The organism is Ruegeria sp. C5 (assembly GCF_056537605.1).
This window is the reverse complement of record NZ_JBQFRX010000002.1, coordinates 383,753-404,717: the sequence shown is the minus strand read 5'-3', so window position 1 is coordinate 404,717 and position 20,965 is coordinate 383,753. Positions and strand designations below refer to the sequence as shown.

The following is a 20,965-nucleotide window of genomic DNA, read 5'->3' as shown; positions in this document are numbered from 1 at the left end:
TGGTGGCAACGGGGACCGCAGCGCTCGATTCAGGTATCGGCGATACGGCTTTAAAAACGTTTAACGGGGAAACGTATCTTTACAGCACGAGCGGACCCGGGGGAGGGCTCGTGTCTTGGCACCTTGTGGAGGGGGCTGGCCCACAAGAACAGGACCAACAATATTTCGATGCCTCGATTGCCCATCAGGTCGGGCGCAGCGGAACCCCGATTCATCTGGCGGGCAATAATCAACTGGTCCTCGATGTCGATACCGCCACAGGACTTGTGGGTTATGAACTAAACACGGATGGCACTATCGGTGCCTTGCAAGAAACCGATGCCTTGACGGGCGGCGGAGATATCGCTGCAGCGGTTCAGGTGACGATTGGGGCTGGCGACTTGCTTGCGCTTGCGCATGAGGACACAGGCCAGATCGGCACCTATAGTATCAATGGTGATGGATCGCTGAGCCCGGCGCATAGCATTAACGCGTCTGCCAGTACGCTTCAGACCCTGCAATCGGGGTCGAATCATTTCATTGTCGGCGCAGATGCAACCAGTGGAACAATCTCGTCATATTCGATCGATCAAGGCAGTGGCGTGCTCTCTGAGGTTGCCGGTAATGACGATATCCAAACGCTGGGCATCAGTTCTCCTACGGCGGTTGAGACAATTCAAGCCTATGGAAAGTCATGGATTGTTGTGGCCGGATCGCAGAGCAATTCGCTAAGCGTTATGGAATTGGACGCCAGCGGGCAGTTAAAGCCGACGGATCATATTCTGGATACCCTGCATACCCGGTTTGGGGCCGTACAGGATCTTTCAATTCTTGAAGTTAATGGTCGGGTTTTCGTGGTGGCTGGGGGCGGGGATGATGGGATCACGCTGTTTACAATGACGCCGGACGGGCAGCTCATCCATATGGATAGTTTTGCTGATACCCTGGACAGTGGATTGCAAAATGTCCAAACGATCAGCGTTGCGCATATGGGGGATGAGCTGCAGATATTTGTATCATCTCAACAGGATGCAGGGCTCACTCAGCTGAGCGTATCGATTGCCGACCTTGGAATTGTTGCCGAAGGGTTCGGAACAGTAACCGGAACCGCGCAGGACGACATGCTAAAAGGCGGTGTACTGGACACTATTCTGGACGGCGGAGCAGGGGACGATATGCTGATTACGGGCACCAGTTCCACGACCATGACGGGTGGTGCTGGCGCGGACATCTTTGTGATCCGTCAAACAAGTGGCCCGACTGTGATCACGGACTTTCAGGCCGGCACCGACCGTTTGGATCTGACTGATTATCCTTTTCTGCGCACCCCAGCGCAGTTGGATTTCACTTCCACCGCTCGAGGCGCCCAAATCGCTTATCGCGACGAAACGATAGAACTTGTTTCAGCTAATGGCACGTCCCTGACAAATGAGCAGGTATTCGGCGCAGGGTTTGGTGGTCCCGATCATATTCCTGTCAATCTGGGTAGCGGGCCGGATAACAACTCATCAGACGGGGTAGCTGGTGGGTTCACGCTGAATTCGACGACTCCAAACGCAGCGTTGGGAAATGCTGAAATCCGGTTCACCCCAGACGGAGGGTCTGCAGTTGTTGCGCAGGCAAATGCACAAGGTGAATTTGATCTGGATCTACCAGACGGCGCGTTTTCCGGCCAATTGGACATCATCAAATCGTATTCAATGGCAAGCAGCGAGATAACAGCGCTGGATGCATTGCAGGTTTTGCGCATGTCGGTTGGACTTGATCCGACATGGGGTCCGGCAACGGCCGAAAATTACATTGCGGCCGATATCACCCGGGACGGATCGGTAAACGCGTTGGATGCACTGGCAATTCTTCAGGTTGCGGTCGGCCAGCCTTCTGCGCACAACGCTGAGTGGGTTTTTCTGGATGCAAATGCGGATCTATCCGGAATTTCACGCAGCAACGTCATCTACGAAACCGGAGCAGAGGTCACAATTGTTGATAGTGATCTGTCGGTCGACATGACCTCAATACTGCTTGGCAATATCGAGGCAGTTTGAATGCGATTGCGTGATCGGTGCTATTCTCGAAACGCGCGGTAGAAGTAATCTGCCAATGGTTTGACCAGGTAAGAAAGCGGAGTGCGTTCATCAGTTTTGATCATGGCTTCGACAGGCATACCCGGCAACAGTTCCTGGCCATTCAAACGGTCCAGTTGTCCTTCGTCAGGCACAACTTCAGCACGGTAGAAGGTAAAGCCGCTCGTCTCATCTGTGAATGAATCTGCTGAGACATTGATCACACGGCCATTCAGCTCAGGCGTGTCGCGTTGATTGAATGCGGGAAAGCGCAAGGCGACTTCCTGTCCGCGATGTAACTGATCCACATGCAACGCATCCACCCGTGCTGCGACCAACAAGGGCGTATCCTGCGGCACTACATACATCATCGGCTCACCCGGCTGGATCACAGACTGGATGGCAAAAACCTGACTGTCGTAAACTGTGCCAGCGACGGGTGCACGGATGTCTAGACGCGACAAACGCTCGGAAAGGGAAAGACGACGTTCCGCCAGTTCTACAACGCGAGACTGCACATCCCGAAGCTCGGTGATGGCTTCTTCGCGCCGCGTGGCCTGCAATTCAACAATTTGAATTTCGGTCGTGGCGATCTGGCCTGTCAGTCGCGCAACTGTGGATTCGAGGCTGCCGATTTGCCCTGTTAGATTTGCCTCTTCCCGCTGCAATGCAGAAACGCGGCTGGCCTGTGTCAGGCCGCGATCAAGCAAACCTTGCTGATCTTCGAGCTCCGTTCTGATCAATTCGACCTGAGTATTCAGTGACGCCAATTGCGCCTGCGTCCCCTCAATCTCGTTCTGGATCTGTATCTTCTGTTTCCCAAGCTGGTCGATCTGCTGGGTCAGCGTTTCCAACCTGGCGTTGAACAGACGTTGTTGGCCTTCCAACAGATCGTCGTCGATCGATTCGCGGGCTTTGAGCTCTTGCAGATTTTGCTTTAACGTATCTGCGTTCGCACCATCCCGTTCAGCCTCTAGCCGGGTCTTTCGGGCAAGTAACTCAAATAGCTGAGATTCCACGATCGTTTGCTCCGAGGCCAAAAACGTGTCGTCAAGCCGCAGCATCATGTCCCCACGCGCCACTGCGTCACCGTCACGTACGAATATCTCGCCTACAACGCCACCATCGGGGTGTTCGATGACCTGACGATTGCTCTGAACTTCGATCACACCTTGCGAGATAATAGCACCGGCCAGCTCAGTGCGGACGCTCCATAATCCCAGTCCCAGGATCAAAACTGCCAGAGCCAAAAGGCCGACAAAAGCGGGCGCTTTAATACTCCAAACGGGACGTGAACTCTTGTCTGCCATTATTCACCCACCTTGTTCAGGTGCCTTTTGATAACGTTGGCGTTTTGGACCATCGTGTTCAAAACTTCATCGCGCCCACCGGATTTGACGATCTGGCCTTTCTCGACAACGACAAGATCGTCGCATTCCGAGATCGCCTGAGGCCGGTGCGTCATGATAATCGTGGATTTGCCCGCGCTCTTGAGCTCGCGGACCGCGTTGTTCAGGGCGAGGGTTCCGTCTGCATCCAGGGCCGAGTTTGGCTCATCCAGAATCAACAATACCGGATTACCATAGAGAGCGCGCGCCAATGCAATCCGCTGTTTCTGCCCACCGGAAAGCTGGCTGTCATTGCCCTCAAGGAAGGTATCGTATCCTTTCTCAAGCCCCAGAATCAGCTCATGCGCATTGGCTGTTTTCGCCGCTGCAACAACCGCTTCGGGATCAGGGGTTTGTGACATCCGGGCGATGTTTTCAGCAACCGTTCCGTTGAACAGCGTCACTTGCTGCGGTAGATATCCAATATGCCGCCCCAGATCGTCGGGTTCGTACTGATCGAGTGTAGCACCGGCCAAACGAATTTCCCCAGCGGCCGGTGGCCAAAGGCCCAACAACGCTTTGGCAAGCGTTGTTTTGCCTGACCCGCTTTTCCCGATCACACCCAGGGCCGTGCCAGGGCGCAACTCAAGAGATGCATTCCGCACTGTCGGGATCTTCGCGCCCGGAGGGATCACCGTCAGTCCTTTTGCGACAAGATGCGCCTTGGGATCGGGCAGTTTGGTACGAGACGATTCAGGAGGCGTTGAATCAAGAAATGAGTTCAGGTTAATCCATGCCGTGCGCGCGCGTTCGATCATCGACCATTGACCCACCGCCATTTCGACCGGAGCCAAGGCGCGACCCAGAAGGATCGTACCCGCGATCATAGCACCGGGCGTCATCTCGTTGCGCAAAACCAGCAACGCGCCGAGCGCCAGCATAGCGGATTGCAGAAACAGTCGCAGAGACTTCGTCAGCGAGGTAAAACTGCCGGTCCAGTCGCTTGCAGATATGGATTGAGACAGCGCTTCGGTGCGCTGGTTCAACCAGCGTTTTGAGACATCTTCCTGCATGCCCTGAGATCTGACGACCTCGGCAGCTTGTCTGGCGTGTTCAGAGAAAGAATTTGCTTTGGCAGAGGCGATTTGAGCATCTGACACTTTGCGATGGGTCAACGCTTGGTTCAGCAGCGCGATAACAATCAGAAGCGTTCCACCTGCGACGGCCAACCAGCCAAGCAACGGATGGAACAGGAAGATTGCGGCCACAAAAATCGGCGTCCAAGGGATGTCCATAACCGCCAACAAAACGGGCGAGGCGCATAACGCGCGGATCGATTCCAGATCTCGCAATGCAGTCGCAGGTGCTGATCGAACCTGTGGGAACAATGCGCGTCGCATGGTCCCTTCAAACACGCGTTCATCGAGTGCTGATTGAAATCGCGCTCCGAACCGAGCCACGATTCGGCCGCGCGCATAGTCCAACATCGCCATCAGCGCATAAAGCAGCGCGACAAGCAAAAAAAGCGCTGATAAAGTCTCGACCGAGCGCGACCCAAGGACCCGATCATACACTTGCAGCATGAACAGCGGTCCGGTCAGCATAAGCAGATTGACAAAAACGCTGAAAATGAAGGCAAGCGCCAGGAAACTGTTCCCTTGGTTGCGCACCTTTCGCAGCTCATGACGCTGAGGCGGGGTGTTGCGGTTTTTCAAGCTCACGCGTTTTGGCCCTTGATTGCTCACACTTGGAACTCGTCAACAGCCAATCTTCCTGTACCCGAAGGCGGCCTGACAATTGCCGCAACTATATCTGCGTACCTGCACAGGAACAACGCGCGTTTCATGCGCCGCCAATTGTTTAGGCGGTGTTCGTACCGATGAATTGATTGGAATGGCAGGAAAGTGCCGACATTTTTGCCTTGCGGGTCCAATTCTCAGCGCATTCATCCAGCGCTTAGGACACCGTCAAACCATTCAGAGTTTTGGTCCCGCGTAAGCGGTCATACGAGCGACAGCCGTTCCTAAGTACCATCCGCCAGGTGTTCCGGCCCTGCTCGGCAAAGCCGGTCGCAGTTTCATTTAAGCACGAACAATATTTTGCTCAGAGGTACGGTATTTACCGCGGGTGTCGATGAGGAGCTTCGCGTGATTTTTGATCAACTCATAATCAAAGGCATCGTGATTGGTCGCCAGAATAACTGCATCCTGCTCCGACAGAACCTCAGGGGTAAGGGTTTCAGATGACAATTCAAAGAAGTGTTCCCGCATCGTGGGAAATTCGGGCACATGGGGGTCCGAGTAGCTGAGGTCTCCTCCATTGTCTCGGATCAGCTCCATCAAGGTGACAGAAGGGCTCTCTCGCATGTCGTCGACATTTTTTTTGTACGCGATGCCCAAAACCATGATTTTACTGCCACGAATCGCTTTGCTGCGATCATTCAGCGCATTGGCGAGTTTGCCAAACACATATTCCGGCATCGCCGTGTTCACTTCACCGGCCAATTCGATGAAGCGTGTATTGATGCCGTATTCACGTGCTTTCCAGGTCAGGTAAAATGGATCGATAGGGATGCAGTGCCCTCCAAGTCCCGGACCCGGATAGTAAGGCGTAAACCCGAAGGGTTTGGTCGCGGCCGCGTCGATAACCTCAAAAATATCGATCCCCATGCGGTCAGCAACGATTTTCATCTCGTTCACGAGGCCAATGTTTACCGCCCGGTGGATATTTTCCAGAAGCTTTGTCATCTCGGCAGTCTCGGTCGAGCTTACCGGTACGAGCTTATCAATCGCGAGCTCATAAAGCGCGATACCCGCCTTCAGGCATGCCGCTGTATGTCCGCCGACCACTTTTGGTATTGTATTGGTCGTAAAATCCGGGTTGGCGGGGTCTTCGCGTTCGGGTGAGTAGACAGCAAAAAGATCCTCACCAACCTCAAGTCCATTTTTCTCAAGCCGAGGCAAAACTTCTTCTTTGGTTGTGCCTGGATAAGTCGTGCTTTCCAGCGCAATAACCTGACCCGGACGCAAATGATCTGATATTTGGTCACACGTATCGGTGACAAAGCTCAAATCTGGCTCGCGATATTTGTTGAGTGGAGTTGGTACACACAACATAATGCCATCCGCCTCAGCGATGCGCGAGAAATCTGTAGTGGCCTCGAATCCACTTTTTCGCGCCTCTGCAATGCGGTCATCGTCGATATGCTCAATTGAGCTGTGACCGGAGTTTAAATTCTGCACCTTTGTGGTATCCAGGTCGAAGCCAATCACCCGGTATCCAATTTCGGTATATCTGAGGGCCAGGGGTTGTCCGACATATCCCAGTCCAACAATCCCGATCACAGCCTGCTTCGCAGTAAGCTTTTGTAGCAGGTTGTTTAGTGATGTCTGTGTCATGATAAAATCGCTCTTTATCTAAGTCTGCGCAGGATAGTCAGAGGGGCCCCAAATACGAAGTCGCGTCTCTACTAGTTGCTTTGTTGAAAAAGGCAATGGGTATTTGGGTCGCAAACAGATTTGGCGATTGTAATCTCGCTAGGCACAGAAGCGTTTGATACGCCTATTGGGAAATGAACGGCAGTTGGGCTCAGTACTCATAGCCAATAGATGACGGTTGCGGCGAGCGCGATTGCCGATAGGAAGACTTTGGGGCAGCGATCGTATCGGGTTGCGACATGCCTCCAATTCTTGAGCCTGCCGAACATGATCTCGATCCGGGTGCGCCGCTATTATCTTCGCATGTCGTAATTGTCCGCAGTTATTCACTGGTTTCAACCGGGGGTACAGGCCCGTATCCCTTTGTCTTTCAACGCTTCTCGAAACCAATCAGCGTCACAACCTCGGCCCCCGAGCGGTAGTCGACATCTGGCAGGCTGCTCAGCAAAGCCCGCGCACCATCATGGTCGCTGACTTGACCGGCAGCAACAGAGAGGTTTAGCGGACGCATCTGGCTGTCGCAGATGGCGTGCAGCTTAGTATTCAAGCCGCGCTTCGTGCGATCGATCAGATCACCACACCCCCTTTTTGACGCCCAAACTGTACGCCGTTCGGTGGGTTTCAAGTAGGTCGCGTCGATCATAACAATCTTCTCCTCGCCGCGCTCAGCGGCCAAATCGTCCATCATCTGTGAAAAGATACCCTTACCGCTCCACCGTTACCAACGGTTGTACAGGGTCTTGTGTGGCCGTATTCCGAAGGCGCGCACCGCCAGCGTAACTCATTGCGGTTGATGAAAATAATTCCAGTTAGGACGCGCTAATCATCAACGCAGGGTTTGCCATGGAGCTTTGGGAGATAGGGCTCGAGACGTGCCATCCGCGCGTCGTTCAACCAGAAGAGATCAGACCTATTCACCATTCGTTTTGTGAACAGTGAATCAGGCAGCAAGGCGGAAATCAATGGGTCCTGAGCCTAGGCATTAGCAGAAGTACTAAACGAGTAGATTTCCCATCCACAGTCTTTCAGAAATGTTCCGTCGAAACTCGCGCAGTCGCCTGATATTGAATTTTGCCTTAGAGTTTTCTTGCGATGTAAAAATATGCAAAATACCTTTTTCGGATAAAATGGAGCTGCGCGATAGATTGAGGGATCTCAACATTTTTTTTGCATATTTACTCTTCAGATTTTCATTTTTTTGAAGATTGTTTCCGGAATAAGGGTGATGATCATCATGATCAGCCTCCAAATCGAACGAACATAAATCACATTGCGTCCTTTGATCAGTGCGCGAGAAATGGCTTCTGCTACTTCTTCTGGCGCCGCAGTAAGACGTGCAGGCAGGTCCATGCCCTCTGTCATTCGCGTGGCCACAAAGCCTGGCAGAACCGTAAGAACATGGATATTCCGACGAGCCATGCGGTTACGCAGACCGGAAAGGAAGGCCGTGAATCCGGCTTTGGCCGAGCCGTAGACATAGTTGGTGGCACGCCCGCGCAAACCTGCAACAGAGCTGATACCAACGATTTTGCCCGAACCGCGTTGATCGAAGCGATTTGCCAAGACAGCCAGAATGCTGGCGGGCCCTTCATAGTTGGATCGCATGACTGTCACTGCAGCATCCACATCTTGTTCATTCTCTACTTGGTCACCCATTAGTCCAACCGCACAAACGGCGATCTGGGGGAGCTCGGGTAGATCGTCGACAAAACTTGCGTGAGTTTCTAATGCAAGAGCGTCAAAGGCGTGAAGAGTGACCTGTACATTATAACGCAAAAGCAAATCCTTCTGTGCCGCTTCAAATTGTGCGGGATCTCGCAGTGCGAGCTGTATTGGATGACCGCTTTTTGCGAATTCGTGGGCTATCGCAAGACCAATGTCGGATCGTGCCCCCAAGATCAGCACTGCACCTTTGCTCATAGTTTGAGCCTTTCTGATTGTTTTGAACGAAAACTGCTGCTTAGCCCGGCTTCATCGCGGTGGGCGGCGAAAGCAGCGGCGCGTGGATCAGAACGGTGCAAAGTATCGGCGGGCATTCGGCTGTCTTTAGCCAGATAGAACCGGCCGCCATGGTCCATCGTGATTTGGTCGAGCCGCAACATCAGCGAAAGCGTTCGCTGGTTTACCGGGAAATCGAGAGCCAATGTGTAGCCTAGCATTGGGAAAGAAAATGCGCTGTCTTGCTGGCCGAACCGCTTTAGCACCGCCAAGAAAGAGCCGGCCCCGGCGGCGGATGTGGCTTGAAGTAGCGCAGTTAGGCCGCGTTTGGAGTGCTCCAGAGGTAGCGCACATTGAAATTGCATTAGTCCTTTGCGCCCATAGATCTTGTTCCAGCCGAGGATAGCATCGAGTGGGTAGAAATAACTGTCCCAATCCACCAGTGTTTCGCCGCTTTCGCGAGAGCCATTCCAATAATAGAGCCCATTGAACCCTCGCACAGACAGTCTGTTTAACAGTCCTTGCGGAAAGTCGAACGGAATAGACAATTTCCTTTTCGTTGGAGTTTCGAAAGGATACCTCAACTTGTCCCCTGATAAATCGGCGCGCGTGGCGTGCTCCCCCAGCATCAAAAGAGAACGACCGAGTTTGTCATCCCGGCTTAGGCAGTCGATCCACGCTACCGAATAAGTTGCGTCCTGAGTTGCTTCAAATGCCTCAAGCGCTGCATCTAGATTTGGCAACGGTCGCAAGGTTTGACGTATCCAGGCGCTTTCGACTGGGCGTAGACGAAGAGCTGCGCGCAAGATGATACCCGTAAGCCCCATTCCACCGGTGGTCCAGTTGAACAAATCTGCATTTTCCTGCGGCGAACAGCGCTCTATCCTACCTGCTGGTGTGACGACATCAAGCCAGTCCACAAAAGCGCCAATACTGCCCTCTTTGTGGTGGTTCTTTCCATGCACGTCTGCAGCGATCATGCCTCCGAGCGTGACAAATTTCGTCCCCGGTGTCACAGAAGGAAACCAACCTCGTGGGAGGAATGTTGATATCACATCAGCCAGCAATACACCCGCCTCGGCGACTAGAATGCCAGCCGACGCATCAAATGAGAGCATCCGATTGAAATGACGCATCGAAACGGTCTTATTCGATCCTATGGCGCTGTCCCCATAGGCACGGCCATTTCCACGGGCAATGACGGCATGCTCAGATACCAATGCAGACAATGCCGCCTCGTTCCGCGGAGCCTCGGAAGTGCCCTGATAGACGGGAAATCTGCCCCATCCTTCAAGCGTCATGCTGGTTTCGCTCTCTGCGAGTCTGTGAAGACAAATCGGCGATCTAAATGGTATTTAACCACATAACCAATTGTCAGGCCGATGATCGCTCCGATTTCTCTCATCAAGTTGGATTTCCAGATCACCCAGAACGTGGTTTCTGTTGCCCAGAAAATCAATGTCGTGACAATTCCCATGGTGGTATAGAGAGTAAATTTCCGACTGTGTGCGCGGATGCTGCGTGATGTATCGGCGAAGATCCAGCGCTTGTCTAGGAAGTACTTAATTAGAAGCCCCACAAGCGTGCCGCAAAAGACAGCAGATGCAAATCCCCAGGTTGACGAATTGATCGACAGTACCAAGCGTTGCATCCCCAAATTGGCTATGGTCGCCAAGACTGCGAAGACCGTATACCGAAATACTAGGACCTCCACACTCACAATACTGCACCTCCGATAACAAAGCTAACCATCAGGATAACGCAAATCTGGCTTGTGCGGTCACGTGCTGCAAACACAACTGGATCATCGTGCATTTGTCCTCGATGCGTTAGCATCGCTATCCGTGATATCCAATAAAACAAGATGCCGCAAATCGCTCCCAAAACTAGGGGTTCGGAGTAGAGAACCATCACGGAAGGAGAATTGATATAGAGCGCCATCACCAATATCGAAACGTAGCCGGAGGCAACTGACATCATTGAGACTACAGGCAAATCTTCGACCTGGTACCCCCTGCCTTCAGCCTTCAACTTGCCACGTGCTGCATTGTCGATTAGTTCGGCCTGCCGCTTGACGGCAGCCAATGAAAAAAAGAAGAATGAAGAAAATACTAGGAGCCATACCGATAGCGGAATGCCTGTGGCCACAGCCCCTGCGGTGATCCTCATCGTATACAGGGCGGCCAGCGTACAAATATCGATGATCATACGGCGCTTCAGCGATAGCGAATATGCCGTTGTAATGATGAAGTACACTGCCATAACAAATACAAAGGGCCAACCCAGGAGCGTGGCTATTCCCGTTCCCGCCCCCATAAGCACCACGAGCATCAGCGCGCCATGCGAAATGGGTAACGCACCTGATGCAAACGGTCTTTCTCGTTTACGCGGATGGGCTCGATCTGCGCGTAGATCCAGAAGGTCGTTCGTCACATACACGCTTGATGCGATTAGTGAAAACGCAACGAAAGCCCCGAGGCTATGTAATATCGCAGAAGCCGAAAAATCATGTGCCGCAAAGGCTGGTAAGAAAACGAGAATATTCTTCAGCCATTGATGTGGCCGGATCGCCCGTAGGTAAGAGCTAAAGCTAGTTTGACTAGTTTGGAGGTGTTCAACACGCGTATCAATCGAGTCGACGACTTTGCGCAGAGACGGTGAGACATTCACCGTAACTGCTTGGCTGGAATGTTCCCAGATGGGCAAATCCGCTGTCGCATCACCCATATAGGCATAACGCCCCGAACCGAAATGCTCCTCCAAGAAAGTGGCCTTGTTAGCCCCTTTGAGGTTCTGCTTTCCATTTGAGCCATGTACTTCGTCGAAGATATTAAGATACTTCGCGATGCAATCGGCAATTTTTTGATCGCTAGCAGTAACCAGGGCGGTTCGCCCTCCCGCTCTACGCCAACTCTCGATATATTCAATGACCTTCAAATCATAGGGGAGGGTTGACGAGTCGATATCTGCGTGCGCGGCCAGTTCGCGTTTTAGAGCTGATCTGCCCGCGCCCAACGCCTTTATTGCGCGAAACGGTGTGCGCCAGTTTGACGAGAAAGCTGCCCAGAAACTTTCGTGCAGCATATCTGATCTGAGCAGGGTGCCGTCGAGATCAACCACCAAGGTGTCTGGAGATGTGGTTTGCCGGTTTAACATAATACAGTCTTGCTCCAGACAGCATGAGGTTTCACGTTTGAAATCAACTCCTTGAAATCGGCAAAATATATTTGATTCAAGCCCGTGCAGCTATTTGCGATAATGAGGTGGGGGTGATTTAGATGCATTGCTAATCTCTGGCCAATTTGACGCTACAATGCGTAGGTGCCACTCGGGTTGCTTCTTCTGGCACCGGTTTATTGCAAAGCATCCGGTAGCTTCTTCTAGCTGGCAAAGTTACAAGCGCGTAGGCTCAGGTGTACTAATTTAACAAGTATCTTAGGCAATAATAAAATACTAGCAAGATAACTCCTCAAAGCTGTCTAAGTATCATTTGTGCGTCTAAGCTAAGCTCCCGCGGTGTCGCGAGAAACGTCGCATTTGACGCATGTATCAGCCAATAAAATTGGATCCGAAATCGGGCCCGAGTGAAGAATATGGCATATGGAAGCGCTACACCGACACAGAGTACCAGAAACAAGTACTCTATGCGTGGAAACGGGATTCGTCGTCGCATGGCCAAAAGGGCTGTTAGTGGTAGTATCAGGTTTATATAGCTGACAGCAGGATCGCCTCACGCGTATCAATTCTAGTGTCACGATGCATCGATTTTGTTAGCACTGTATATTTAGCAGCTCGGATAGCTGAGCTTTGATATGAGCGGTCCTTTCGACGCTCTGTAGCCGATGGAAACTTAGGAACGAGAAAGGCATCTTCGCGCGGATGATGGCTGGGCTCGCTGCCGAACACTGCAAGCAAAAGACTGTTATGATCGTGCAATCCATCCGAAATTGCACCATACCGCGACGAGTATGGCTGCCAAAATGGGATGTGGTCGTCTGATTGGTCAAACCAAGGGCGGTATGAACACCAAGCTGCGTGCGATCTGCGATAGCTAGTGGCTACCGGTCAATCTGCTTGTCACCGCCGGACAATTCAGCGACGACGTTGGTGCACACTCGCTGCTTGGCAGCTTTCCTAATTCGAATGGCAGTTCGGGGATCGCGGCTACGATGCTGACTGGACCCGAGAAGCGTTGTGAGACGAGGGGGCACGTGCCTGCATTTCGGGTCGAAAGCAACGCAAGACCCCAGTCAAATATGCCAAAACGCAGATACGAGCGGTGAAACCGCATCGAGATCGTGTTCGGCGGGCTAAAGGGCTGCAGGCGCTTGGCGACGCGCTTCAAGTGCTGTCCAGAGGTCTGTCCCTTTACCATTGCTCTCGTGGCGGCCGTCATCTGTTGGTTATGAAGGTTGACCCTACTGTTAAGTTAATCTGAACCCGCGTCAGTAAATCAGTCACGAGATATCACGTGGAATTTATACTGGCCGTGTGTTAGCGCGGTTTTAGGCAATTATTTATTTGGAGCTACCGTGAAAATCGCAGTTGTAGTTGGCGCGCGCCCTCAGTTTATTAAATTGGCTCCGGTGAGCAGAGCACTTCGTTCCATGCCGGGAGTAACAGAGGTGCTGATTCACACAGGACAGCACTATGACGATTCGATGTCTAAGATTTTTTTCGACGAACTAGAAATTGCAAAACCCGACATCAACCTATCGGTGAACTCAGGCAGTCATGGTGCCATGACAGGACTGATGATGCAGAAACTTGAACCCGTCATTCAAGAACATGAACCAGATGCGCTCCTTGTTTTTGGAGATACGAATTCAACATTGGCTGGTGCATTGGTCGCCTCAAAACTTCATATCCCGGTGGCGCACGTAGAGGCCGGGCTGCGCTCATTTAATCGAAAGATGCCCGAAGAAACGAACCGAGTTCTAACGGATCACGTTTCCGACCTTCTGTTCACGACTTCCAGCGACGCTGTGGAAAATCTGCGAAGAGAAAGCATTTCGGAGAGCAAAATTTTTGAAGTCGGTGACGTGATGTTCGACGCAGCACTACACTTCGGTGAAAAGGCCAAGCAGAAATCAACAATTTTGGCTGACATTGGGTTAGACGCAAACGGATTCATACTTGCGACGATCCATAGAGCTGAAAATACGGATTCGCCAGAAACGTTAACAAACATTGTTGATGGTCTGGAGGCGGTTGCAAAACAACATCCGGTTGTCTTGCCATTGCATCCACGTACTGCCGCGAGGATAAAAGGAATCGGTCGTAAATTCGAACATGTCCAAACGATAGACCCAGTCGGTTACTTGGATATGGTCGCTCTAGAAAGCAATGCGGTGCTGGTTGCTACGGACTCTGGCGGAGTGCAGAAAGAAGCGTATTTCTACGGCGTCCCTTGCGTAACTCTTAGAACGGAAACAGAATGGGTTGAGCTTGTTGAAAGCGGCTGGAATCGTATCGTTTCGCCCATAGAAGGGGATATCGAGGATGGTATCCTAAGTGCGATAGGGACTAGCGGAAATCAGATAGAAATCTATGGTGATGGAACCGCTTCGCAACAAATCGCACAGATACTTGCCGCGCGAGTTTAAATACCTTCATAGAGCGCCGCCAACTTCTTGGCTTGCGCAGGCCAGCTGTAGGTCTCCCAAAGCTTCCTTCTGTTGTCGACGCTTAACGTAAAGCGTTCGGGATGGTCCAAGACATCCCGAATAGCTTCAGCAATGCTCTGAGGATCTGTTTCGTCCATTGCTCGTCCGAAACCGAGAGACTCCGCAAACCGACGCATCTCTGGAAGATCTGAAACACATATTGGTACGCCAGCAAATGCGGCTTCAAAAAGCTTGTTAGGCATTGCGTAGCGGTGATTGAGCGATACGTTCTGAAACGGGCATATAGCGAGGTCTGCTGTACTAATTGCGACTGGTACATCTGGAGCTGCCACAGGTGGAAGCAAGGTAACGCGATCATCCACACCTAGGTCATGAGCGACACTCATGAACCACTTGTCGTTTCGGAGGTGCCGTGGGCCCATCGAAGCTAACTTGACTTCGGGAAGATGAACCAAAGCCTCAAGAACTTTATCTAACCCACGATGTGACATTTGAATGCCACCAGTAAAAATAATCAAGGGCGCCCCGTCAGCAACGTTTGCCTGAGCACGGATAGAAAGCTGATCCAACGCCTTTTCTTTACGACTATCCATGTAGTCGACATCTATCTCTGGAGCATTGAGGATAAGTGTCGGACTATCTTTGAAGCGTTTGGCATACAAATCTGCGATGGACGAAGATACGGTGATCATATAATCGACGAAGGGGAGGCAATCGTCTTCTAGGTTTTCTGCAAAGTTCGATCCATTCGACGGATTCTTTGTAGCGCGCGCGGGCTCATACTCATGGGCGTCATAAACAAGTTTTGCGTTGAACTGCTTGGCAATTACGACGCCTGCAGGGAGACAATAAATATCATGAGCGTGGATGACATCAGGGACCTCATCAAATTTAAGGTGGCAAAGGTTTTCTGCGTAAATCAATGATTCCAACTGATAGAGTTTAAAGAAATTTTCTCTGACTTTTCGGGCCATCAACATAAATGACTTGAGGTTTTTCGGGCCTTTTCCGAATCCAAGTCCAAGCCGTGTTTTCCAAAGCAGTCGCTTGTGTACGAGTTTTCTAGCCCGCCTTTCATCACCGCCGAAGTTTTTATAGTACATCGGGTCAAGCTTTTGGACGTCTTCGTCCGTGAGGAAAGTCTTCAACCAGGTTTTCAAAGAATTCAGCTGAATAGCGGATTCGACATACGGTACGACACGTTGCTCGACTTGAGCGGACGTGCGCTCCATAAACGAGAAACGTTTAAGCAATTTTTCAGTGATGTTGTCACAAGACTGCCAGTTGAATCGAGTGATCCGAATGCCATCGATGCTGTCTTCTTGCGGCAAGCCCCCTGGCCAGTCGCAGAAGATATGTACGTTATGGCCCGCTGCATGAAGTGCGCGCGCTTCTTTAAGAACGCGCGCATCCGCCGTTATCTCGTGGTAGGTAAGACAGAATACGGTTTTTTGAGATTTGGGGCGGGTGTCTGACATCGGTCGAAGATCAATCTAGCTCTGACAATTCCGAACCGCTCTAACAGAGGTTGATCGGGGTTTCCAGCTTGATTGGTGATGCTTGAAATGCCTTCCACTATTGACTTCCCAAAGAATTTCTTGGAAGCGCTGTAGCACAATTTGAGCACTTGGGACGCACCGAATGAGCAACTTTGCATTAATAGGAACCGCAGGATACATCGCGCCGCGCCACATGAAGGCGATAACGGATACCGGAAACACGTTGTTGGCTGCTCTGGACACAAGCGACTCCGTTGGAATTATCGATAGCCACTTCCCCGATGCACATTTTTTCACAGAGTTTGAGCGTTTTGATCGCTATGTTGACATGTTACGTCGCAGCGAAGCGGGCAAAATTGATTATGTCTCGATCTGCTCGCCGAATTACCTCCATGACAGCCACATGCGGTTTGCATTGCGTTCTGGCGCCGATGCGATCTGTGAGAAGCCGCTGGTGTTGAACCCAGAGGATATTGATGGCCTGGAAGCGATTGAGCAAGCGACTGGACAGACCGTAAACACGATCCTGCAGTTGCGCGTACATCCCTCGATCATTGCTCTTAGGGACAAGATTCGAAACAGCCCCAAGGATACCAAGTACGAGGTCGATCTGACTTACATCACGTCCCGTGGACGTTGGTATCTGGAGAGCTGGAAAGGGGATGTCCGCAAATCTGGCGGTATTGCCACCAACATCGGCGTGCATTTCTTTGACATGCTGCACTTCCTCTTCGGAGATCTTCAGGCGAACCATGTGCATCTCAATGCCCCGACCAAGGCAGCGGGCTATCTTGAGTTTGAACACGCCCGGTGCCGTTGGTTCTTGTCGCTGGACGTAAATGACGTTCCGGCAGAGGCGCGAGAAACCGGAGCCAGAACCTATCGCTCCATCACTATTGATGGGGAAGAGATCGAATTCTCGGGCGGATTTGCCGACTTGCACACGCGAAGCTACGAAGAGATTCTGAACGGGAACGGGTTTGGATTGAATGAAAACCGGCCTGCAATTGCGATGGTCAGCCATATCCGCAACGCCTCGATCGAAGCAAGCAAAGGTGAGCAGCATCCGAAGCTGATGAGCAGCACGGTACTCTGATCAAACGGATCGTCTGCATGTTGTCCCACCACCCATGACGTTTTTGGCACTGGGCAATACAGGGAAACGGTCCGCCCAGTTATTAGTACTGCGGTAATCCGTGCCAAACAGACCCGGTGTATTAAGTCTTTGCCGACGAATAGACATGGTCGAGCGGTGCCGGATTATGTATGGGAAACTGCAGAGGTACAGCTTGCAGAAATTCCTCAAGAACCAATAGGGCGTTTTAGCGATGCAATTTATTGACCTGGCGGAACAACAGAAACGTATCAAGGATCAGCTTGATGCTGGCATTGCCAATGTGTTGGCGCATGGAAAGTACATTCTTGGCCCAGAAGTGGCTGAACTAGAGGCACGGCTGACTGCCTTCACGGGAGCTAAACATTGCATCACCTGCGCCAATGGAACGGATGCATTGCAAATTGCCTTGATGGCGTTTGAGGTCGGGCCGGGGGATGAGGTCATCACGCCCGGATTTTCATATATCGCCACGGCTGAAGCCGTCAGATTGCTGGGCGCAAAGCCGGTTTATGTCGATATTGACCAGACTAGTTATAACCTTGATCCCAACAAGCTTGACGCTGCGATCACACCCCGGACAAAGGCAATTATACCGGTGTCGCTGTATGGCCAACCTGCTGATTTCGAACGAATTAACGAGGTAGCTGTGGCAAACGGCTTACCTGTCATCGAGGATGCTGCTCAGAGCTTTGGCGGATCGTTGCGTGGCAAACGGTCAGGAAACCTATCAACGATTTCCTGCACCAGCTTTTTCCCATCGAAACCCCTTGGCTGCTACGGCGATGGTGGTGCTATCTTCACCTCGGACGATGATCTGAGCATCATTCTTCGCCAGATAGCCCGGCACGGGCAGGACCGGCGTTATCACCATATCAGGGTTGGCGTTAACAGCCGTCTGGACACATTGCAGGCTGCGATCCTGCTGTGCAAGCTGGATATTTTCGAGGATGAACTTGTCCTGCGAGACTCCGTCGCGGACCGTTACAAAGTGCTACTGAAGGAAACCAATATCGCCGCTCCGACGCTGATGGAGGGCGCGACCAGCGCCTGGGCGCAGTACACGATACGCGTGGACAATCGTGAGGATGTGCAAGCTAAGCTCAAAGACGCCGGGGTTCCGACCGCCGTGCATTATCCACTGCCGTTGAACAAGCAACCAGCTGTTTCTGACCCAAATGCCGACTTGCCTGTTGGCGATCAGGCCGCCGCAACAGTGATTAGCCTGCCGATGCACCCGTATCTGCAGGAGAATTCGCAAGAGCAGATAATCGAGGCACTGAAAAAAGCGATCTGAACGCGCTGACGGTTTAATCGGTGCTGGGGCCGGCGAATTCAGGTTTAGGCAGGTTCGCAGGTTCTATTTACCGTAATATGCGCGATACCAGTCCACGAAGGCCTGTATGCCGTCCCTGATTTCGGTTTTTGGGCGATAACCGGTCAGGCGGTGCAGCAGTGCGGCATTGGCCCAAGTTGCAGGCACATCGCCCAACTGCATCTCCATATAGTTTCGGATCGCGGGTTTGCCGAGGCTTTCTTCGATGGCGTCGATGAAATCCAACAAACGCACTTTGTCTGAATTTCCAATGTTCACTATGCGATAGGGAGCGACCGGGCTCAGGCTGTCACCTTCGGCGATGTCTTCGGGGGCTTTGGGGCGAACAGGCACAACGTCGATCAGCAGAGAGATTGCGCGCACCAGGTCATCCACATAGGTGAAATCACGATACATGTCGCCGTGGTTGTAGATGTCTATCGGGCGGTCGTTGAGGATAGCGTCCGTGAATTTGAAGAACGCAAGGTCCGGGCGCCCCCAAGGACCGTAGACTGTGAAGAAGCGGAACATTGTCGTCGGAATATCCCAAAGATGGGCATAGGAATGCCCCATCGCTTCATTTGCCTTTTTGGTGGCTGCGTACATAGTGAGTTGATGATCTGCTTTTTCGCACTCGTCGAAGGGCATGTCAGGATTTGCCCCGTAGATCGACGAAGTCGAAGCCATCAGCAGATGCCGCACTTTGTGCCGCCGCGCAGCTTCCATCACGTTGAACGTCCCGACAACATTGCTTTCGACATAGGCGCGCGGGTTTTCCAGGCTATATCGGACGCCAGCTTGCGCCGCGAGGTGGATGATCACGTCCGGTTCAAAAGCATCAGCGATCTGGTCGAACTTGGCGGTATCTTCCAGCATCCCTTCATCGCACGAAAAATTTGGGTTCTCCTGCAACAGCGCATGTCGACTCTGTTTGAGGCGGACATCGTAATAATCAGTCATCCCGTCAAAGCCATGAACCCGGCAACCGTTCTCAAGCAAAAGTTTGGCAAGATGGAACCCGATAAATCCGGCAGTACCTGTGATCAGAACCTTTTGCATGAGGTATTTCCTTGTTTCGGGGCATCGCGCGTGCGTTCGAAGGCACATATGACGCCAAGAGCCGAAGGGCTCAAGCGGTCATTTCATGGCTGAGTGAGCATGAATCTCTCGTGGTGTGCATTGCAATCTTCAACAAGTCTTCAACCGGGCCAAGGAAGCGAGTAGGTTTTGACATTCGTAAAGAACCTCATGGCCTCGATGACCCCTTCTTTGACACCATTGCCCGAATCCTTGATGCCGCCAAAGGGGGACATTTCGATACGGTATCCGGGTTGTTCCCAGATATTGCAGGTGCCCACGCTCAGCCCATTGATATAGGCAATTGCGCGGTTCAGGTCATTGGTACATACCCCCGACGACAGGCCGTACACAGTAGAGTTCGAGATGCGCATGACCTCGTCATCGTCGTCGGGCACGCGAATGATGGGAATAATGGGGCCGAAAGTTTCCTCCATCACTAACGCAGAGTCGTGGGGAACGTCGTCGACCACGATCGGCGGCAGCAGCGCGCCCTGACGTCCGGGGTGGTAAAGGACTTCTGCTCCCTCTTTCTGGGCCAAGTGAACACGATCTTCGAAAAGCTTGGCCGCATCCTCGTGGATCACACAACCCAGCTCGGTCTCAGGATCCTGCGGATCTCCGAATCTGATCTTTTTGGCCTTCTCCAGCACCAAAGGCACAAAGGTGTCCGCGACACTCTCTTGCACCAGTATTCGCTTGATCGCAGTGCAGCGTTGTCCCGAATTGCCGGTGGCCCCGGCTACGGCGATCGTTGCTGCCCTGTTTAGATCGGCATCGTTGAGGTCATTCAGAACAATCAGTGGATCATTACCTCCCAACTCCAGCGCCTGACGTTTGTAAACCGCCTTCTCTGCGATCATCTTGCCCACGCGAACACTACCGGTGAAGGTTATCATGTCGATGTTTTCATTGGCGATCATCTCATTCCCAATGTCCTGTGGCCAGCCAGTGACCACCTGAAACATCTCAGGCGGCAGGCCTGCCTCATAAAGGATATCGGCCAGCGTCAGGCAGGTCAGAGGCGTCAACTCGGTCGGTTTGCAGACCATGCAGTTATTGGTGGCGATCGACGGAGCAACCTTGTGGCTGACCATGTTGAGTGGATGGTTGAATGGAGTGATCGCGCTGATTGCGGTCACAGGCTCGCGCATCGTGAAAATCTTGCGGGCTTTACCGTTTTGGGTCAGATCGCACGCAAAGATTTCGCCATCATCCTTCAGTGCCTCGGCCGCTGCAAATTGAAAGACATCCTGCGCGCGCTTGGTCTCGTAGATCGCGTGTTGATGGCAGATGCCAAGCTCAAGCACCAGCCATTTGGTGAGGTAATCGCGACGTTCACCAATCAGCTCTCCAGCCCGTTGCAGGATTTGGCTGCGTTCATAGCGGGTCAGTTCGGGCTTGTAGTGGGCCGCAATTTCGAGGGCGCGGCGCGCGTGTTCAGCCTGCCCTGCGGGCACATGGCCCACGACCTCATTGGTATAGGGGTAGTGAACCGGGATGGTCTCAGCGGTAATGATGATCTTGCCACCAATTCGCATCCCTTCATTACGGATTTCGGTGACTGCCATGGCAAGAACCATCCAAT

General features: G+C 52.3%; 14 protein-coding genes and 2 pseudogenes. 5 read left to right on the top strand and 11 right to left on the bottom strand.

Annotation, left to right across the window (positions count from 1 at the left end):
• The first annotated feature begins 110 nt into the window (after positions 1 to 110).
• Complete coding sequence (locus ACR0AW_RS09795; RefSeq protein ID WP_480438985.1) at positions 111 to 2,024, top strand: M10 family metallopeptidase C-terminal domain-containing protein; 1,914 nt, start codon at positions 111 to 113, stop codon at positions 2,022 to 2,024.
• A gap of 20 nt (positions 2,025 to 2,044) precedes the next feature.
• Here ACR0AW_RS09795 and ACR0AW_RS09790 read toward each other — a convergent pair whose 3' ends face one another.
• The 8 genes and pseudogenes from ACR0AW_RS09790 to ACR0AW_RS09755 all read right to left on the bottom strand — a co-directional run bounded on the left by ACR0AW_RS09790 (position 2,045) and on the right by ACR0AW_RS09755 (position 11,901).
• Positions 2,045 to 3,352: an HlyD family type I secretion periplasmic adaptor subunit gene (locus ACR0AW_RS09790; RefSeq protein WP_170394559.1), complete on the bottom strand. Its 1,308-nt coding sequence runs from the start codon at positions 3,350 to 3,352 to the stop codon at positions 2,045 to 2,047.
• The gene (locus ACR0AW_RS09785; RefSeq protein ID WP_170732718.1) at positions 3,352 to 5,091 is read right to left on the bottom strand and encodes a type I secretion system permease/ATPase; all 1,740 of its coding nucleotides are present in this window, start codon (positions 5,089 to 5,091) and stop codon (positions 3,352 to 3,354) included. Before ACR0AW_RS09785 ends, ACR0AW_RS09790 begins: the two co-directional genes overlap by 1 nt.
• A gap of 360 nt (positions 5,092 to 5,451) precedes the next feature.
• Entirely contained in the window at positions 5,452 to 6,768 is a 1,317-nt protein-coding gene (locus tag ACR0AW_RS09780) for a nucleotide sugar dehydrogenase (RefSeq protein WP_170732717.1), read from the bottom strand.
• Positions 6,769 to 6,965: 197 nt separating this feature from the next.
• A pseudogene (locus tag ACR0AW_RS09775) lies at positions 6,966 to 7,728 on the bottom strand (IS5 family transposase).
• Positions 7,729 to 7,989: 261 nt separating this feature from the next.
• Positions 7,990 to 8,727 (bottom strand): SDR family oxidoreductase, encoded by a 738-nt coding sequence (locus ACR0AW_RS09770; protein ID WP_170511918.1) that lies wholly within the window; start codon positions 8,725 to 8,727, stop codon positions 7,990 to 7,992.
• Positions 8,724 to 10,046, bottom strand: coding sequence for an FAD-binding oxidoreductase (locus tag ACR0AW_RS09765; RefSeq protein ID WP_170732716.1), 1,323 nt, complete (start codon positions 10,044 to 10,046; stop codon positions 8,724 to 8,726). Before ACR0AW_RS09765 ends, ACR0AW_RS09770 begins: the two co-directional genes overlap by 4 nt.
• The gene (locus ACR0AW_RS09760; RefSeq protein ID WP_480439083.1) at positions 10,043 to 10,459 is read right to left on the bottom strand and encodes a GtrA family protein; all 417 of its coding nucleotides are present in this window, start codon (positions 10,457 to 10,459) and stop codon (positions 10,043 to 10,045) included. The genes ACR0AW_RS09765 and ACR0AW_RS09760 overlap by 4 nt, the downstream gene beginning before the upstream one ends.
• A gap of 2 nt (positions 10,460 to 10,461) precedes the next feature.
• Positions 10,462 to 11,901 carry a UbiA family prenyltransferase gene (locus ACR0AW_RS09755; protein WP_170732715.1) on the bottom strand — a complete coding sequence of 480 codons (1,440 nt, stop codon included), beginning with the start codon at positions 11,899 to 11,901 and terminating at the stop codon, positions 10,462 to 10,464.
• A gap of 672 nt (positions 11,902 to 12,573) precedes the next feature.
• Between ACR0AW_RS09755 and ACR0AW_RS09750 the strand changes: the two are divergent.
• Together ACR0AW_RS09750 and wecB are read left to right on the top strand one after the other, a co-directional pair.
• Positions 12,574 to 13,154, top strand: a pseudogene (locus tag ACR0AW_RS09750) (IS5 family transposase); the annotation flags it as partial.
• Between the two features lie 123 nt (positions 13,155 to 13,277).
• On the top strand, positions 13,278 to 14,351 hold the full coding sequence (wecB, locus tag ACR0AW_RS09745) for a non-hydrolyzing UDP-N-acetylglucosamine 2-epimerase (RefSeq protein ID WP_170732714.1): 1,074 nt from the start codon (positions 13,278 to 13,280) through the stop codon (positions 14,349 to 14,351).
• Here wecB and ACR0AW_RS09740 read toward each other — a convergent pair.
• Positions 14,348 to 15,850 (bottom strand): glycosyltransferase, encoded by a 1,503-nt coding sequence (locus ACR0AW_RS09740; protein WP_170732713.1) that lies wholly within the window; start codon positions 15,848 to 15,850, stop codon positions 14,348 to 14,350. The genes wecB and ACR0AW_RS09740 overlap by 4 nt on opposite strands.
• Before the next feature lie 163 nt (positions 15,851 to 16,013).
• Here ACR0AW_RS09740 and ACR0AW_RS09735 point away from each other — a divergent pair, with 163 nt between their 5' ends.
• A complete protein-coding gene (locus ACR0AW_RS09735; RefSeq protein WP_170422763.1) occupies positions 16,014 to 16,967 on the top strand; it encodes a Gfo/Idh/MocA family protein in 954 nt (317 codons plus the stop codon).
• Positions 16,968 to 17,199: 232 nt separating this feature from the next.
• The gene (locus tag ACR0AW_RS09730; protein ID WP_170732712.1) at positions 17,200 to 18,282 is read left to right on the top strand and encodes a DegT/DnrJ/EryC1/StrS aminotransferase family protein; all 1,083 of its coding nucleotides are present in this window, start codon (positions 17,200 to 17,202) and stop codon (positions 18,280 to 18,282) included.
• Between the two features lie 63 nt (positions 18,283 to 18,345).
• Here the strand turns inward: ACR0AW_RS09730 and ACR0AW_RS09725 are convergent, their stop codons facing one another.
• Entirely contained in the window at positions 18,346 to 19,359 is a 1,014-nt protein-coding gene (locus ACR0AW_RS09725; protein WP_170732711.1) for an NAD-dependent epimerase/dehydratase family protein, read from the bottom strand.
• Positions 19,360 to 19,499: 140 nt separating this feature from the next.
• Positions 19,500 to 20,948 (bottom strand): phosphonoacetaldehyde dehydrogenase, encoded by a 1,449-nt coding sequence (gene phnY / locus ACR0AW_RS09720; protein ID WP_170732710.1) that lies wholly within the window; start codon positions 20,946 to 20,948, stop codon positions 19,500 to 19,502.
• Positions 20,949 to 20,965 lie beyond the last annotated feature (17 nt).

Bases quoted from the DNA above. Each gene is read 5' to 3' on its own strand.
- ACR0AW_RS09790 (WP_170394559.1), bottom strand. From the start codon at position 3,352: ATGGCAGACAAGAGTTCACGTCCCGTTTGGAGTATTAAAGCGCCCGCT.
- ACR0AW_RS09780 (WP_170732717.1), bottom strand. From the start codon at position 6,768: ATGACACAGACATCACTAAACAACCTGCTACAAAAGCTTACTGCGAAG.
- ACR0AW_RS09770 (WP_170511918.1), bottom strand. From the start codon at position 8,727: ATGAGCAAAGGTGCAGTGCTGATCTTGGGGGCACGATCCGACATTGGT.
- ACR0AW_RS09765 (WP_170732716.1), bottom strand. From the start codon at position 10,046: ATGACGCTTGAAGGATGGGGCAGATTTCCCGTCTATCAGGGCACTTCC.
- ACR0AW_RS09755 (WP_170732715.1), bottom strand. From the start codon at position 11,901: ATGTTAAACCGGCAAACCACATCTCCAGACACCTTGGTGGTTGATCTC.
- ACR0AW_RS09740 (WP_170732713.1), bottom strand. From the start codon at position 15,850: ATGTCAGACACCCGCCCCAAATCTCAAAAAACCGTATTCTGTCTTACC.
- ACR0AW_RS09735 (WP_170422763.1), top strand. From the start codon at position 16,014: ATGAGCAACTTTGCATTAATAGGAACCGCAGGATACATCGCGCCGCGC.
- ACR0AW_RS09730 (WP_170732712.1), top strand. From the start codon at position 17,200: ATGCAATTTATTGACCTGGCGGAACAACAGAAACGTATCAAGGATCAG.
- ACR0AW_RS09725 (WP_170732711.1), bottom strand. From the start codon at position 19,359: ATGCAAAAGGTTCTGATCACAGGTACTGCCGGATTTATCGGGTTCCAT.
- phnY (WP_170732710.1), bottom strand. From the start codon at position 20,948: ATGGCAGTCACCGAAATCCGTAATGAAGGGATGCGAATTGGTGGCAAG.